Source organism: Streptomyces bullii (assembly GCF_042657145.1).
In the GTDB taxonomy this organism is placed as follows: Bacteria; Actinomycetota; Actinomycetes; order Streptomycetales; family Streptomycetaceae; genus Streptomyces; species Streptomyces bullii.
This window is the reverse complement of sequence record NZ_JBHSNY010000003.1, coordinates 322997-338333: the sequence shown is the minus strand read 5'-3', so window position 1 is coordinate 338333 and position 15337 is coordinate 322997. Positions and strand designations below refer to the sequence as shown.

Annotated in this window: 15 protein-coding genes; 7 read left to right on the top strand and 8 right to left on the bottom strand. The window is 72.6% G+C overall.

Annotated features, from left to right (window positions below; all coding sequences use genetic code 11):
- Positions 1 to 6: 6 nt before the first annotated feature.
- A complete protein-coding gene (locus ACFPZJ_RS09465) occupies positions 7 to 597 on the bottom strand; it encodes a TetR/AcrR family transcriptional regulator (RefSeq protein WP_381019498.1) in 591 nt (196 codons plus the stop codon).
- Positions 594 to 2120 (bottom strand): 3-hydroxyacyl-CoA dehydrogenase, encoded by a 1527-nt coding sequence (locus ACFPZJ_RS09460; protein WP_381019497.1) that lies wholly within the window; start codon positions 2118 to 2120, stop codon positions 594 to 596. The genes ACFPZJ_RS09465 and ACFPZJ_RS09460 overlap by 4 nt, the downstream gene beginning before the upstream one ends.
- Positions 2121 to 2280: 160 nt before the next feature.
- Between ACFPZJ_RS09460 and paaN the strand changes: the two genes are divergently transcribed.
- On the top strand, positions 2281 to 3972 hold the full coding sequence (gene paaN, locus ACFPZJ_RS09455) for a phenylacetic acid degradation protein PaaN (RefSeq protein ID WP_381019495.1): 1692 nt from the start codon (positions 2281 to 2283) through the stop codon (positions 3970 to 3972).
- 7 nt (positions 3973 to 3979) lie between these two features.
- On the opposite strand, the gene ACFPZJ_RS09450 is transcribed toward paaN, so the two are convergent.
- Genes ACFPZJ_RS09450 through ACFPZJ_RS09440 form a run of 3 tightly spaced genes read right to left on the bottom strand, consistent with a single transcriptional unit; the run spans position 3980 to position 6772 of the window.
- The gene (locus ACFPZJ_RS09450) at positions 3980 to 4729 is read right to left on the bottom strand and encodes a TrmH family RNA methyltransferase (protein WP_381019493.1); all 750 of its coding nucleotides are present in this window, start codon (positions 4727 to 4729) and stop codon (positions 3980 to 3982) included.
- On the bottom strand, positions 4726 to 5937 hold the full coding sequence (locus ACFPZJ_RS09445) for an HTTM domain-containing protein (protein WP_381019491.1): 1212 nt from the start codon (positions 5935 to 5937) through the stop codon (positions 4726 to 4728). Before ACFPZJ_RS09445 ends, ACFPZJ_RS09450 begins: the two co-directional genes overlap by 4 nt.
- 31 nt (positions 5938 to 5968) lie before the next feature.
- Entirely contained in the window at positions 5969 to 6772 is an 804-nt protein-coding gene (locus ACFPZJ_RS09440) for a DUF5819 family protein (RefSeq protein WP_381019489.1), read from the bottom strand.
- A gap of 388 nt (positions 6773 to 7160) precedes the next feature.
- Here ACFPZJ_RS09440 and paaA point away from each other — a divergent pair, with 388 nt between their 5' ends.
- The 6 genes from paaA to ACFPZJ_RS09410 all read left to right on the top strand — a co-directional run bounded on the left by paaA (position 7161) and on the right by ACFPZJ_RS09410 (position 12129).
- Positions 7161 to 8207: a 1,2-phenylacetyl-CoA epoxidase subunit PaaA gene (gene paaA, locus ACFPZJ_RS09435; RefSeq protein WP_381019487.1), complete on the top strand. Its 1047-nt coding sequence runs from the start codon at positions 7161 to 7163 to the stop codon at positions 8205 to 8207.
- Positions 8204 to 8491: a 1,2-phenylacetyl-CoA epoxidase subunit PaaB gene (gene paaB / locus ACFPZJ_RS09430; RefSeq protein ID WP_344015335.1), complete on the top strand. Its 288-nt coding sequence runs from the start codon at positions 8204 to 8206 to the stop codon at positions 8489 to 8491. The genes paaA and paaB overlap by 4 nt, the downstream gene beginning before the upstream one ends.
- Entirely contained in the window at positions 8488 to 9222 is a 735-nt protein-coding gene (gene paaC, locus ACFPZJ_RS09425) for a 1,2-phenylacetyl-CoA epoxidase subunit PaaC (protein ID WP_381019485.1), read from the top strand. The genes paaB and paaC overlap by 4 nt, the downstream gene beginning before the upstream one ends.
- A complete protein-coding gene (gene paaD / locus ACFPZJ_RS09420) occupies positions 9216 to 9773 on the top strand; it encodes a 1,2-phenylacetyl-CoA epoxidase subunit PaaD (protein WP_381019483.1) in 558 nt (185 codons plus the stop codon). The genes paaC and paaD overlap by 7 nt, the downstream gene beginning before the upstream one ends.
- Positions 9773 to 10831 (top strand): 1,2-phenylacetyl-CoA epoxidase subunit PaaE, encoded by a 1059-nt coding sequence (paaE, locus tag ACFPZJ_RS09415; protein WP_381019481.1) that lies wholly within the window; start codon positions 9773 to 9775, stop codon positions 10829 to 10831. Before paaD ends, paaE begins: the two co-directional genes overlap by 1 nt.
- Positions 10832 to 10995: 164 nt before the next feature.
- Positions 10996 to 12129 (top strand): acyl-CoA dehydrogenase family protein, encoded by a 1134-nt coding sequence (locus ACFPZJ_RS09410; protein WP_381020150.1) that lies wholly within the window; start codon positions 10996 to 10998, stop codon positions 12127 to 12129.
- 133 nt (positions 12130 to 12262) lie between these two features.
- Here the strand turns inward: ACFPZJ_RS09410 and ACFPZJ_RS09405 are convergent, their stop codons facing one another.
- The 3 genes from ACFPZJ_RS09405 to ACFPZJ_RS09395 form a co-directional block, all read right to left on the bottom strand.
- Positions 12263 to 12592 carry a rhodanese-like domain-containing protein gene (locus ACFPZJ_RS09405; RefSeq protein ID WP_381020148.1) on the bottom strand — a complete coding sequence of 110 codons (330 nt, stop codon included), beginning with the start codon at positions 12590 to 12592 and terminating at the stop codon, positions 12263 to 12265.
- Between the two features lie 28 nt (positions 12593 to 12620).
- Positions 12621 to 13415, bottom strand: coding sequence for a hypothetical protein (locus ACFPZJ_RS09400; RefSeq protein WP_381019479.1), 795 nt, complete (start codon positions 13413 to 13415; stop codon positions 12621 to 12623).
- Positions 13416 to 13670: 255 nt separating this feature from the next.
- Positions 13671 to 15122: a DUF2252 domain-containing protein gene (locus ACFPZJ_RS09395; protein WP_381020146.1), complete on the bottom strand. Its 1452-nt coding sequence runs from the start codon at positions 15120 to 15122 to the stop codon at positions 13671 to 13673.
- Positions 15123 to 15337 lie beyond the last annotated feature (215 nt).

Below are 15337 nucleotides of genomic sequence, written 5' to 3'. Positions count from 1 at the left end.
CAGCCCTCAGGCGTCCTTGCGCAGTCCTCCGAACGCCAGCCGCACCACCGCGTCGGCCACCTCGCGCTCGCCCACGCCGCGGACGTCGGGCCGGTACCACTCCACGATGGAGTTGATCATCCCGAAGACCAGCCGGGTCACCAGCCGCGACTCTATGTCGCCGCGCACGTCCCCCTCGGCCGCCGCCGCCTTCAGCAGCTCGGCCACCCGGTGGTCGAACTCGCGGCGCCGCTCCAGCGCCCACCGCTCGGTGTCCGTGTTGCCGCGCACGCGCAGCAGCAGCGTCACGTAGGGCAGTTCGGCGATGAGCACCTCGACCATGCGCCGTACGACGTGCTCCAGGCGCTCGGCGGCGGGCCCCACGCGCGCGTGCTCCTCGTCGAGGATGCCGAAGAGGCCGTCCAGCGCGCGGCTCACGGCGCGGCGCAGCAGCTCCTCCTTGCCGGCGACGTGGTGGTAAATCGACGACTTGGAGATGCCGGCCGCCTTGGAGAGGTGCTCCATGGAGGTGCCGTCGTAGCCGCGTTCGTTGAACACCTGGACGGCGACGGACAGCAGCGTCTCCGGGGTGTACGTGTCGCGCTTGGCCGTGGTCATGAGGCGGTGCCCTCCCGCTTGTCGGAGGCGTGCGCGTGGCGGTACAGCGCGAGGGACGGCGCGTAGCGGCCGGAGGGGTCGCGCAGGTGGAGGTCGTCGAGGAGCGCGTAGGCCCAGTCCCGGCCGAGCCTGCGGCTCCACTCGAAGGGTCCCAGGGGGTAGTTGACGCCGAGCCGCATCGCGGTGTCGACGTCCTCCTCGGTGGCCACGCCCTTGGCGACGGCGTCGTGCGCCAGGTCGACGATCCGCGCGACCGTACGGGCGACGATCATGCCGGGCACGTCGCCGATGACGCTGACCTTCTTGCCGAGCGCCTGGAAGAGGCCGGTGGCCTCGGCCAGAGTCAGCGGGGAGGTGTCCTGGGAGGCGGACAGGGCGATGCGGGTGGCCCTGCGGTAGTCGAGGGCGAGGTCGAAGTAGACGACGTCCCGGAACTCCACCGACGTCTGGCCGTCGGCGAGGACCAGCTGGCCGCCGCTCGGCAGCACCAGGCGGGTGCCGTTGTCCTCGTCCTCCTCGCGGACCTGGATGCCCGCCTCGCGGATCAGCGGCAGCAGGTCCGAGGCCGGGCCCAGGTCGCCCTCGGCGACGACGTACGCGGGCGGCCGCTCCCGCTCCGCGGTGTGCGGTTCGGGGCGCTCGACGGCCCCGGTCTCATCGCGATACTCATACCAGCCCTGCCCGGTCTTGCGGCCGAGGCGGCCCGACTCGACCAGGCGCCGCTGGGCGAGGGACGGGGCGAAGCGCACGTCCTGGAAGAAGGACTGCCACACCGAGTGCGTGACGGACTCGTTGACGTCCTGCCCGATGAGGTCGGTGAGTTCGAAGGCGCCCATCTTGAACCCGCCGGACTCGCGCAGCACGGCGTCGATGGTGGCCGGGTCGGCGCCCTGGGACTCGTAGACCGCGAAGGCCTCGGCGTAGAAGGGCCGGGCGATGCGGTTGACGATGAAGCCGGGGGTGTCGGCGCAGGCGACGGGGGTCTTGCCCCAGGCGCGGGCGGTCTCGTACGCGCGCGTGGCCGACGTGACGTCGGTGGCGAACCCGGAGACGACCTCGACGAGCGGCATCAGCGGCGCGGGGTTGAAGAAGTGCAGCCCGACGAGGCGGCCGGGCGCGCGCAGGGCGCCGCCGACGGCGGTGACGGACAGGGACGAGGTGTTGGTGGCGAGCAGGCAGTCGCCGGCGACGATGTCCTCCAGCTCGCGGAACAGCTCCTGCTTCACCTCCAGCCGCTCCAGGACCGCCTCGACGACCAGGGCGCAGTCCGCGAGCTCGGCCAGGCTCTCGGCGGGCTTCAGCCGGGCCCGTGCGGCGTCCCGGTCGGCGCCGGCGAGCCGCTCCTTCTCTACGAGCCGGTCGAGACGGGCGCCGATCGCGTCGGCCGCTTCCCGTGCCCGACCGGGGACGGCGTCGTAGAGCCGGACGGGATGGCCCGCGACCAGCGCGACCTGGGCGATGCCCTGGCCCATGGTGCCGGTGCCGACGACGGCCACGGGGCTGCTGAGGTCGAGTGCTGTCATGGGCGCGATCCTCCCGCACGGGGTTTTCCACAGATGCGGCGGACCCCCTTGAACCGACCGATCGTTCGGTTACTCTAACTCTGACCGCCCGTTTCTGCCCATGATTCTGCCCAGGTCATGAACTCGACGAAGAGTTCTTCAGACGAGGAGTTGGTCCCGCATGGCCGCCGAACTCACCGCGCACGACCTCATCGCCAAGCACCGGCCCACTCTCGACCAGGCGCTGGAAGCGATCCGCACGCGCGCGTACTGGTCCCCGCACCCCGAGCACCCCAAGGCCTACGGTGAGAACGGCAGCCTGGACGCCGCGGCGGGCAAGGCCGCCTTCGACGCCCTGCTCGGCACCCGCCTCGACCTCGGCCAGCCCGGCACGGACGACTGGGTGGGCGGCGAGGTCTCCCCGTACGGCATCGAACTGGGCGTGACCTACCCCCACGCGGACATCGACGTACTGCTGCCGGCGATGAAGGCCGGGCAGCGCGCGTGGCGGGACGCGGGCGCGGAGCTGCGCGCGGTGGTCTGCCTGGAGATCCTCAAGCGGATCAGCGACCGGACGCACGAGTTCGCGCACGCGGTCATGCACACCTCCGGCCAGGCGTTCATGATGGCGTTCCAGGCGGGCGGCCCGCACGCCCAGGACCGCGGCCTGGAGGCGGTGGCGTACGCGTACGTGGAGCAGGTCCGCACACCCGACGCGGCGGAGTGGACCAAGCCTCAGGGCAAGCGCGACCCGCTGGCGCTGACCAAGCAGTTCACGCCCGTGCCGCGCGGGATCGGCCTGGTGATCGGCTGCAACACCTTCCCGACGTGGAACGGCTACCCGGGCCTGTTCGCCTCCCTGGCCACCGGCAACGCGGTCCTGGTCAAGCCGCACCCGCGCGCGGTGCTGCCGCTCGCGCTCACGGTGCGGGTCGCGCGCGAGGTGCTCGCCGAGGCCGGCTTCGACCCGAACCTGGTCGCCCTGGCCGCCGAGCGGCCCGGCGAGGGCATCGCCAAGACGCTCGCCGTCCGCCCGGAGATCAGGATCATCGACTACACGGGCTCCACCTCCTTCGGCGACTGGCTGGAGGCCAACGCCCGCCAGGCCGAGGTCTACACCGAGAAGGCCGGCGTCAACACGGTGGTCGTGCACTCGACCGGCGACTACCAGGGCATGCTGTCCAACCTGGCGTTCTCCCTGTCGCTGTACAGCGGCCAGATGTGCACCACCCCGCAGAACCTGCTGATTCCCCGCGAGGGCATCACCACGGACCAGGGCCCCAAGTCGTACGACGAGGTGGTCGCCGACCTCGCCAAGGCGATGGACGGTCTCCTCGGCGACGACGCGCGCGCGAACGCCCTGCTCGGTGCCATCGTCAACCCGGACGTCAAGGCCCGCCTGGAGGCCGCCGCCGGTCTGGGCGAGGTCGCCCTGGCCTCACGCGAGATCGGCAACCCGGACTTCCCGGGCGCGGTGGTGCGCACACCGGTGATCGTCAAGCTGGACGGCGCCAAGCCGGACGCCGAGGCGGCCTACATGAGCGAGTGCTTCGGACCGGTCTCCTTCGCCGTCGCGGTCGACTCGGCGTCGGACGCGGTGGAGCTGCTGCGGCGTACGATCCGCGAGAAGGGCGCCATGACGGTCGGCGCCTACACCACCGACGCGGAGGTCGAGCAGGCGGTCCAGGAGGTGTGCCTGGAGGAGGCCGCCCAGCTGTCGCTCAACCTCACCGGCGGGGTGTACGTCAACCAGACGGCCGCCTTCTCCGACTTCCACGGCTCGGGCGGCAACCCGGCCGCCAACGCGGCCCTGTGCGACGGCGCGTTCGTGGCCAACCGCTTCCGCGTGGTCGAGGTGCGCCGGGAGGCGTAGCAGCCGCTCAGGCCGGTGTGCCCCCGGTGGCGCTCCAGTGGTACAGCGTCATGGCCACACTGGTGGCGAGGTTGTAGCTGGAGACCTGGGGGCGCATCGGCAGCGCCACCAGATGGTCGGCACGCGCGCGGAGCGCGCCGGACAGACCGCTGCGTTCCGAACCGAAGGCCAGCAGCGCGTCGTCCGGCAGCTTCAGCCCGCGGATGTCCTCGCCGTCCGGGTCGAGCGCGAACAGCGGCCCGGGCGGCAGCTCGGCCACGGCCAGCCGCTCCACGGCGGTCGCGAAGTGCAGCCCCGCCCCACCGCGCACCACGGTGGGGTGCCAGGGGTCGAGCGTGCCGGTGGTGACCACACCGGTCGCCCCGAAACCGGCGGCCAGCCGGATCACGGCCCCCGCGTTACCCAGGTTGCGCGGGTTGTCGAGGACCACGACAGGCGCCCTGCGCCCGGTGTGCGCCAGCCGCGCGAGGTTCTCCGCGCGGGAGGGACGTACGGCCAGCGCGGCCACGGCGGTGGGATGCGGGCGCGGCACGAGGGCCGCGTACGTCGCCTCCGGGACCTCCGTCAGCAGCGCGTCCAGGGCGTCCCGTACGTCCGGGGCCAGGTCGTCGGCGAGCGCGAGCGCGGCGGACCGGTCGGTGGTGACCGCCACCGGGACCTCGGCGCCGAAACGCAGGGCGTGCTTGAGGGCGTGGAAGCCGTCGAGCAGGACGCTGCCGTCGGCGAGACGGTGCCAGGAGGTCACGGGGTCGGTCATGCCGTGAAGCCTACGTGCGTGTGCTCGGGGCTCTCCTTTGCGCGCTGCCCGGGCACCGTCGTACGGCCGCCGCGCCGTACCAGCCGCCCACGCGCGTGTGCCGCCCACCCTCCCAGCCGGCGCAGGAAGGACGTCGGCAGGAAGACCGCGTCCGCCGCGATCATGGCCAGGGAGAAGAACGGCAGGCCGAGAACGACGGCGATCACCGCGTGCTCGGTCATCATCGCGGCCAGCAGGACGTTCTTGACCCGCCGGTTGAACAGGGTGAACGGGAAGGCGACCTGCACGAGGACCGTCCCGTACGTCACGAGCATCACCATCGTGCCGCTGGCGGAGAGCAGGTCGGCGAGGGAGGGCCAGGGCGAGAAGTACTCCAGGTGCAGCGGGTAGTAGACCGCGGTGCCGTCCTGCCAGCGGGAGCCCTGGATCTTGTACCAGCCGGCCGTGGCGTAGATCAGACACGCCTCCGCCATGATCACGAGCAGCGTGCCGTTGTGGACGATGTTGGCGACGACATCGAGCAGGATGCGCGGCTGGTCGGACCGCGCACGGTGCCCCACCAGCCACCACAGGGCCTGCGCCGACCAGACGCCCCACAGGATCGCGGGTATGAGCCAGTCCCCGTCGAAGCGGCCCGCCAGGGTGGCCGCGACCAGCACGAACCCGAACACGCCCCACAGCGCGGGGCCGACCCGGTCCGGGAACCGCTCCCCACGCGCGCGTGCGGCCCGTTCGCGCCGCGCCCGCCGTGCGTCCAGCGACCACACCTGGCCGCAGCGCGTGAACACCAGGTAGATCGACATCAGGTGCAGGACGTTGTCGCCGCCGTCCCCCATGAAGATGCTGCGGTTCTGCAGCGACAGCACACCGACCATGAACAGCACCGACATCGTGCGGGTGCGCCAGCCCAGCGCGAGCAGGGCACTGGCCAGGACGGCGAAGGCGTAGACCGCCTCGAACCACAGCGCGCCGTTCGACCACATCAGCGCGGTGAAGGCGCCGTTGCCGCGGATCAGCTGCTCGGCCAGGTCCCAGCTCCACGGGCCGTCGGGGCCGTACAGCTCATGGCGGTGGGGAAACTCGCGCAGCAGGAACAGCAGCCAGGTCGCGGCGATGCCGACGCGGACCACGGCGCTCTGGTACGGACCGAGCGCGGACTCGGTGACGCGCGCGATACCGCGGGACAGGCACAGGGCGAAGCGGTTCACCGCACGACTCCCTCGATCGGGGCGAAGCCTCTCACCGCACGCCTCCCTCGGCCTGCGGCACCGGCCACCACGGCAGCTCGCGGTACACCGGTGTCGTCTGGGCCTCTTCGCGGCTCCACTCGGGCGGGGGCACGTTGGTGGTACGGGAGCGGAACTGGACGCGTTCGACGAGACCGCCGCGCCCGGCCGCGTCCTCCCGGTCGAGGCGCAGCACCCCTATCCGGCGCAGATAGGACTCCGCCAGCGCGCCGCGCAGCCCGATCGGCCGGTTGTCGCTGCCGTGGGTGGCGACGAAGAAGTCCCAGGCCCGGCGCAGCTCGTTCTGCTGGGTGTGGCTGGGCAGCAAGTTGCCGTCGATGGCCCGCCCGTCCTGGGCGGACAGGTCGTACCAGCCGGTGGTGCGGGTTGCGCCGTCCGCGGTGCGGACCTCGGCCCGGACCTGAACGGAGATGTTCTGCTGCAACGGGTTCGGCGCGAAGAGCTTCCAGTTCTGCTCGAACTCGGGGTAGATCCACTCGTCGATCGCCGTGCCGTGCTCCTTGCTGAGCGTGTTCGCCGGCGCGACGTGCAGGAACGTCATCGCCAGGTGCGCGCAGACACCGACCGCGACGACCGCGAGCGCGACCGCGGCGATGATCCGGTAGCGGAGGGCCAGGGCGGCGACGCCGGTCCGGGGGTCGGCGGGTGGGGTGGGGAAAGCCGGTGGGTTGGGGACGGGGGTGTACGGGCCGGTCGGGCACTCGTCGGTGGGGCCGGTCGGGCTCTCCGGCTCGGTGGGGCCGTGCGGCTCGACCGGCCCGTGCCGGGCGTCCGAGCCGTTGTCGTACGCGTCCATTCCGCCCCGTTCCCGATCCCGCCCGTTGTCCCCATCCGGTCCGATTCCCGGTCCGGTCCGTCGTTCCGTACGCCCGGCCGCAGGGCGTCGTTCCCTCGCGCACCTCCCGTGCGCGAAGTCCGCGCGACCGGCACCGGAACGGTACTCATACGCGCCCACCAGGCACAGCCCTCGTCCACCGGTCGGCCCGTGGCCATGGCCACACCCCGGCAGCGACCGTACGGCCCCGTGGGGGCGTGGGCGCTGCGGCTGCCGTCGTCCACAGGGGACCCCCGCAGGTTATCCACAGCGGTTGACACCTTACGGCCGCCGTCTCACCATGGAATCGCACGAACCGAACGATCGGTCGGGAGCGTGCTCCGAACGGAGCCCAGGTCGAGGGGGACTCATGGCGACAGCAGCCGCGCACGACACGGCCGGCAGCCAGGCGTACGGCGCGGAGGGCGCCGTCGGCGACACCGCCGCGTACGAGCGCGCCTTCGACGCGGCCGTGGCCGCAGACGAGCGCATCGAGCCGCGCGACTGGATGCCGGACGCCTACCGGGCGACCCTGGTCCGGCAGATCGCCCAGCACGCCCACTCCGAGATCATCGGCATGCAGCCGGAGGCCAACTGGATCACACGCGCGCCCTCGCTGCGCCGCAAGGCCATCCTCATGGCCAAGGTCCAGGACGAGGCCGGGCACGGCCTGTACCTGTACAGCGCCGCCGAGACCCTCGGCACCAGCCGCGAGGAACTCCTCGACAAGCTGCACGCGGGCCGCCAGAAGTACTCCTCGATCTTCAACTACCCGACGCTGACCTGGGCCGACGTCGGAGCCATCGGCTGGCTGGTGGACGGCGCCGCGATCACCAACCAGGTCCCCCTGTGCCGCTGCTCCTACGGGCCGTACGCGCGCGCGATGATCCGTATCTGCAAGGAGGAGTCCTTCCACCAGCGCCAGGGTTACGAGCTGCTGCTGGCGCTCAGTCGCGGCACACCGGAGCAGCACGCGATGGCGCAGGACGCGGTGAATCGCTGGTGGTGGCCGTCGCTGATGATGTTCGGTCCGCCCGACGACGCCTCGCAGCACTCCGCGCAGTCGATGGCCTGGAAGATCAAGCGGCACTCCAACGACGAACTGCGCCAGCGCTTCGTCGACATCTGCGTCCCGCAGGCCGAGTCCCTCGGCCTGACCCTCCCGGACCCCGAGCTGAAGTGGAACGAGGAGCGGGGGCACTACGACTTCGGCCCGATCGACTGGACGGAGTTCTGGGAGGTCCTCAAGGGCAACGGGCCGTGCAACGAGCAGCGGCTCACCCAGCGCCGGCAGGCCCACGAGGAGGGCGCCTGGGTCAGGGAGGCGGCCGCGGCCTACGCCGCCAAGCACACCGCCGGGCGCACCGAGGAGAACACCGGCAAACCCGCCGGCGAGCGCGAGGAGGCGCGGGCATGACCACCACCGACTGGCCCCTGTGGGAGGTCTTCGTGCGCTCGCGCCGCGGCCTGTCCCACACCCACGCCGGCAGCCTGCACGCGCCGGACGCGGAACTCGCCCTGCGCAACGCGCGCGACCTGTACACCCGGCGCGGCGAGGGTGTCTCCATCTGGGTCGTGCCGTCGTCCGCGATCACGGCCTCCTCGCCCGACGAGAAGGACCCGTTCTTCGAGCCGTCCGCCGACAAGCCCTACCGGCACCCCACGTTCTACGAGATCCCGGAGGGGGTGCAGCACCTGTGACGACGACCCCGGAGACGACGTCCGTCCCCGCCGTGGCGGCCCTCTCGCTCGGCGACGACGCCCTGGTGCTCTCCCACCGCCTGGGCGAATGGGCGGGCCACGCGCCCGTACTGGAGGAGGAGGTCGCCCTCGCCAACATCGCCCTGGACCTGCTGGGCCAGGCCCGGGTGCTGCTGTCGATGGTGGGCGACGAGGACGAGCTGGCGTACCTGCGTGAGGAACGCGAGTTCCGCAACCTGCAGTTGGTGGAGCAGCCCAACGGCGACTTCGCCCACACCATCGCCCGCCAGCTGTTCTTCTCCACGTACCAGCACCTGCTGTACACGGAACTGGCCGCCACGGACGGCCCGTTCGCCCCGCTGGCGGCGAAGGCCGTCAAGGAGGTCGCCTACCACCGCGACCACGCCGAGCAGTGGACCCTGCGCCTCGGCGACGGCACGGACGTCAGCCACGAGCGGATGCGGCGGGCCGTGGAGGCCCTGTGGCGCTACACCGGCGAGATGTTCCAGCCGGTGGAAGGACTGGACGTCGACTGGGCAGGCTTGGAGTCCCTCTGGCTGGAACAGGTCGGCGAGGTACTGCGCCGGGCCACCCTGACGGTGCCGGAAGGGCCGCGGTCGGGAGCCTGGTCGGCCGGGGCGGGCCGGCAGGGCCTGCACACCGAGCCCTTCGGGCGCATGCTCGCCGAGATGCAGCACCTGCGCCGCAGCCACCCGGGGGCGACATGGTGACGGTCACCCCGCTGGAGGCGGAACTGCTGGAGCTCGCCGGGTCGGTGCCTGACCCCGAGCTTCCGGTGCTCACCCTGCGCGAACTGGGCGTCCTGCGCGCGGTGCATGTACGCGGCGCGGACGCGGTCGAGGTCGAGCTGACCCCGACGTACACCGGCTGCCCGGCTGTCGAGGCGATGTCCCTGGACATAGAGCGGGTGCTGCGCGAGCACGGCATGCGGGAGGTCAGCGTCCGCACGGTGCTCACACCCGCCTGGTCGACGGACGACATCACCCAGGAAGGGCGCCGCAAGCTGCGGGAGTTCGGCATCGCTCCGCCGCGCGTACGGCAGCCGGGCGGCGGCGGGCCGGTCACCGTCGCGCTGGGACCGACGCGCACCCTCGACGCCGACGAGGGCGGTACCGTCGGCGGCCTGGCGGACCCCGTCCGCTGCCCGCACTGCGGCTCCGCCGACACCGAGCTGCTCAGCCGGTTCTCCTCCACCGCGTGCAAGGCGCTGCGCCGGTGCCTGGCCTGCCGCGAACCGTTCGACCACTTCAAGGAGTTGTGATGGCGCGCTTCCACCGGCTCCGGGTGGCCGCGGTCGACCGGCTCACCGACGACTCCGTGGCGCTCACTCTCACCGTGCCCCCCGAACTGCGCGAGGAGTACCGGCACGCCCCGGGCCAGCACCTCGCCCTGCGGCGCACCGCCGACGGGCAGGAGATACGGCGCACCTACTCCATCTGCTCCCCGGCACCGGACGGCGAGGGACCGAGCACCCTGCGGGTCGGCGTGCGGCTCGTGGAGGGCGGGGCCTTCTCGACGTACGCGCTCAAGGAGATCGGCATCGGGGACGAGCTGGAGGTGATGACCCCGGCCGGCCGGTTCACGCTGCACCCCGCACCCGGCCTGTACGCCGCGATCGTCGGCGGCAGCGGCATCACGCCCGTGCTGTCGATCGTCTCGACGCTGCTGGCGCGCGAGCCGCGGGCCCGGTTCTGCCTGGTACGCAGCGACCGGACGACCGCCTCGACGATGTTCCTGGAGGAGGTCGCCGACCTGAAGGACCGCTACCCGGACCGTCTCCAGCTGGTGACGGTTCTCTCCCGCGAGGAGCAGCAGGCCGGGCTGCCGTCCGGGCGGCTCGACCAGGAGCGGCTGACGGGACTGCTTCCGGCGCTGGTCCCGGTGGAGCGGGTCGACGGCTGGTTCCTGTGCGGACCGTACGGGCTGGTGCAGCAGGCGGAACGGGCGCTGCGCGGGCTGGGCGTGGCTCGGACCCGCATCCACGAGGAGATCTTCCACGTGGACGCCGGCACCGCCCTCGCCCCACGAGCACCCGCCCCGTCGCACAGCACGGTCACCGCCCGGCTCGACGGACGCGGTGGGACCTGGCCGGTGCAGGACGGCGAGTCGCTGCTGGAGACGGTGCTGCGCAACCGGCCCGACGCGCCCTACGCCTGCAAGGGCGGGGTGTGCGGGACGTGCCGGGCCTTCCTGGTCTCGGGCGAGGTGCGGATGGACCGCAACTTCGCCCTGGAGCAGGAGGAGACGGAGGCAGGGTACGTCCTGGCGTGCCAGTCGCATCCGGTGACGGAACGGGTGGAGCTGGACTTCGACCGCTGAGCACCGGGCGTGGCCGGAGGTGACGGTTCGACGGCGACGGCCGCCGGGCCCTCGAACCGCCGGGCCGCCGGGGTGTGCCCCGACCGTTCCGTTCTCCTGGAACGTGTTCTATGTTGACGCTCCGTCAGATGGCCGATCCGCCGGAGCGCCGGGAGGACAGGACCGTGGACTTCACCTTCAGCGACGAGCAGCAGGCGGCGGCCGAGGCGGCGCGGGGAGTGTTCGCCCGGGTCGCGCCGGACGCCGTGCCCAGTCCAGCGCTGATGGCGGGTGCCGTCGCCGACGGCCATGACCGCGCCCTGTGGGCCAGGCTCGCCGACGCGGACCTGCTGAGCCTGCTGCTGGACGCCGAGTACGGCGGTGCGGGGCTGGACGCCATCGCGCTGTGCCTGGTGCTGCGCGAATCGTCGAAGGTGCTCGCCCGGGTGCCGCTGCTGGAGAACAGCGCCGCCGCGGCAGCCGTGCAGGCCTACGGGAGCCAGGAGGTGAAGTCGGCGCTGCTCGCCCGCGCGGGCCGCGGTGAGGTCGTGCTGACCGTCGCCGCGCACGGCCGTACCGGCCACGATCCGGCCGAGCTGGCGGTGACCGCGCGGCAGGACAGTGCCGGGTGGGTGCTGGACGGGGTACAGACGGCGGTGCCGTGGGTGTACGACGCGGACTTCACGCTCGTACCCGCACGGACGGCGGCCGACCGGACCGTTCTCGCCCTGGTGCCGCGTGAGGGGGACGGGGTCGTGCGGGCCGAGCAGGTCTCCACCAGCGGTGAGCGGCTCGGGGAGCTGCGGCTGGAGTCAGTGCTGATCGCCGAGCGGGACGTGATCGACACGGAGGGGGCGTGGGAGTGGGTGCGTGATCTGATGGCCACGGGGACGTGCGCGCTGGCGCTCGGGCTCGGGGAGCGCGTACTGCGGATGACCGCCGAGTACACGGGCAAGCGGGAGCAGTTCGGGTATCCGCTCGCCACGTTCCAGGCTGTCGCGATGCAGGCCGCCGACCGGTACATCGACCTGCGCGCGATGGAGGCCACGCTGTGGCAGGCCGCCTGGCGGATCGGCTCGGGAGCACCGGGTGCGCTGCCCGCCTCGGGGGACGTAGGCGTCGCGAAGATCTGGGCGGCGGAGGGCGTACGGCGGGTCGTGCAGACCGCTCAGCATCTGCACGGCGGGTTCGGCGCCGACGTGGACTATCCGCTGCACCGGTACCACGCCTGGGCCAAGCACCTGGAACTGTCCCTCGGCCCGGCGGCGGCACACGAGGAGGCCCTGGGCGACCTCCTGGCGGCGCATCCACTGGGCTGACCGCCCCGCTCGCCGGTGCGGCCGATCCGCCCGGTCGGACCGCTCCCACCGACCCCGCACGCCGGCGGCCGCGCCGCCCCTGCCGCAAGCCCTGCCGACGGACAGACCGTCGAGGGAAGAACGCGACGGTGACCTAGATCACGTGACCCGGCTGTCCCTCGTCGGTCACGACGGGACGGCCCACGGCCTCCCACACCTGCATGCCGCCGTCGACGTTCACCGCGTCGATGCCCTGCTGGACCAGGTACATCGTGACCTGCGCCGACCGTCCGCCAGAGCGGCAGATCACGTGGACGCGGCCGTCCTGCGGGGCCGCCTCGGTCAGCTCGCCGTAGCGGGCGACGAACTCACTGATGGGGATGTGCAGCGCGCCTTCGGCGTGACCGGCCTTCCACTCGTCGTCCTCGCGGACGTCCAGCAGGAAGTCGTCGTCCTTGAGGTCCGCGACCTGGACCGTGGGCACACCAGCTCCGAAGTTCATACCTCCGACGCTACCCGAGCAGCGCCGCCAGCTCGGTCTCGCGCTCGGTGATCTGCGTCAGCAGCTGCTGGGCGATGTCGTCCAGGAGTCCGTCCGGGTCGTCCGGGGCGAGCCGGAGCATCGCGCCGATGGCACTCTCCTCCAGGTCCTTCGCGACCAGCGTGAGCAGCTCCTTGCGCTGGGCGAGCCATTCGAGGCGGGCGTACAGCTCCTCGCCGTGGCTCGGGCGCTGCTTCAGCTCGGGTCCGGCGGCCCACTCCTCGGCCAGTTCGCTCAGCTCGGTCTCGTCGCCGCGGGCGTACGCGGCGTTGACGCGGGTGATGAACTCCTCACGCCGCTTGCGTTCCCCCTCCTCCTGCGCGAGATCCGGGTGGGCCTTGCGGGCCAGGTCGCGGTAGAGCTTGCGCGCCTCCTCGCTGGGGCGGACCCGCTGCGGGGGACGGACCGGCTGATCCGTGAGCATCGCCGCGGCCTCCGGGAACAGGCCCTCACCGCCCATCCAGCCGTGCAGCAGCTCTTCGACGCCGGGGATCGGCGTCAGGCGGGCCCGCAGCTCGTGAGCCTTGCGGACGTCCTCCGGGTCGCCGGTGCGGGCGGCCCGGGCCTCGGCGATCCGCGCGTCCAGCTCCTCGATCCGGGCGTACATCGGGCCGAGCTTCTGCTCGTGGAGCCGCGAGAAGTTCTCGATCTCGACGCGGAAGGTCTCCACCGCGATCTCGTACTCGATCAACGCCTGCTCGGCGGCCCGTACGGCCTGTTCCAGCCGCTCCTCGGGGCGGGACTGCTCAGCTTCCGGGGTCGTCACCCGACCAGCGTAGGCCACGGCGGCGCCGCGCTCGGCCCTCGCTGGGGGCAGGGGCTTCTGCGCGGGGGATCAGTCCGTACGCACACCGACGCGCACACCCGCTGGCCGCCACGCCCGTGCGTGCTCAGCCCCGCACACCCGCACCCTGCCACGCCCGGTGCTCAGCCCTACGCATCCGCACCCTGCCAGCCCATCCGCACTCAGCCCTGGGCATCCGCACCCTGTCACGCCCGTCCGCACGCCGCCGCGCGACGATCACACTCCCAGCTCGGCAGCGATCCTCCCCGCCCGTACCGCGGCCAGCAGCTCCGCGTGGTCCGCCTCCGTGCGGTCCGCGTAGGCGACGGCGAAGTCGGCGATCGCCTCGTCCAGTTCCTCGTTCTTGCCGCAGTAGCCGGAGATGAGTCGGGGATCGGCACTGTGGGAGTGGGCCCGGGCCAGTAGGGCGCCCGTCATACGGGCGTAGTCGTCTATCTGGTCGGCGGCCAGCGCCGCGGGATCGACGCTGCCCTTGCGGTTGCGGAACTGGCGGACCTGGTAGGGACGGCCGTCGACCGTCGTCCAGCCCAGCAGGATGTCGCTGACGACCTGCATGCGCTTCTGGCCGAGCACGACCCGCTGTCCTTCGTGGTCCGCCGGCGGCGCCTCGAAACCGGCGGTCACCAGGTGCGGTACGAGTGCGGAGGCGCGTGCCTCCTTCACCTGGAGCACCAGCGGCTCGCCCCGGTGGTCCAGGAGGAGCACCACGTACGACCGGGCGCCGACGCTGCCCGTACCGACGACGCGGAACGCCACGTCGTGCACGGCGTACCGGGCCAGCAGCGGCAGGCGGTCCTCCGGCAGCGTGGCCAGGTACTGCTCCAGGGACGCCGCCACCGCCGCGGCCTCCGTGTCGGGGACGCTCCGCAGCACCGGCGGGGCGTCGACGAAGCGCCGCCCGCCGTCCTGCGTCGGCTCGGTCGACCGGGCCGCGAAGCGGCCGCTGGTGTTGTGCCGCGCCTTCTCCGAGACCCGCTCCAGGGTGCCGAGCAGGTCGTGGGCGTCGGTGTGGGAGACGAGCTCCTCGTCCGCGATGGCGTTCCACGCGTCGAGGACGGGCAGTTTGGACAGCAGCCGCACGGTGCGGCGGTACGCGCCGACCGCGTCGTACGCCGCCCGGCGGCAGGTGTCCTCGTCGGCGCCGGCCTCCCGGCCCGCGAGGACGAGGGAGGCCGCGAGGCGCTTGAGGTCCCACTCCCAGGGGCCGTGCACGGTCTCGTCGAAGTCGTTCAGGTCGATGACCAGGCGGCCTCGCGCGTCTCCGTACAGGCCGAAGTTGGCCGCGTGGGCGTCGCCGCAGATCTGGGCGCGGATCCGGGTCGTCGGAGTGCGGGCCAGGTCGTACGCCATGAGGCCCGCCGCGCCGCGCAGGAAGGCGAACGGGGTGGCCGCCATCCGGCCGACGCGTATCGGGGTGAGCTCGGGCAGCCGCCCCTGGTTGGACTCCTCGACCGCGCTCACCGCGTCGGGGCGGGCACCGTCCAGGTCGAGCGTGGCGTGCGCATGGCGCGGGACCCGCTTGCGCAGTGCCTTGCCCTCGTCCTTGGGCGATCCCTCGGCGGGCCACTCGGCGAATCCCGCCACCCGCGGCAACCGACGCGCCGCCGTCCGCGCACCTCCCGCCACCACCCGCCCGTCGGCCGCCCCGGCTTCCGAGCCGCCCGGCATCACCCGCCCGTCGGCCGCCCCGGCTTCCGTGCCGCCCGGCACAGCCCGCTCCCCGCCCGCTCCGGCGTCCGTCGCCCCAGCACCCACCTCGGTCACCGCGACCGCCTCCCCCGCTCACACGCAGTACCGCGCGAGAAAACGCGCACGAACATCAACTCGTGCCGACCGTACAACCGCCGACCGCGAACGCGTCAGCCCCTGTGGACAACTCCCGA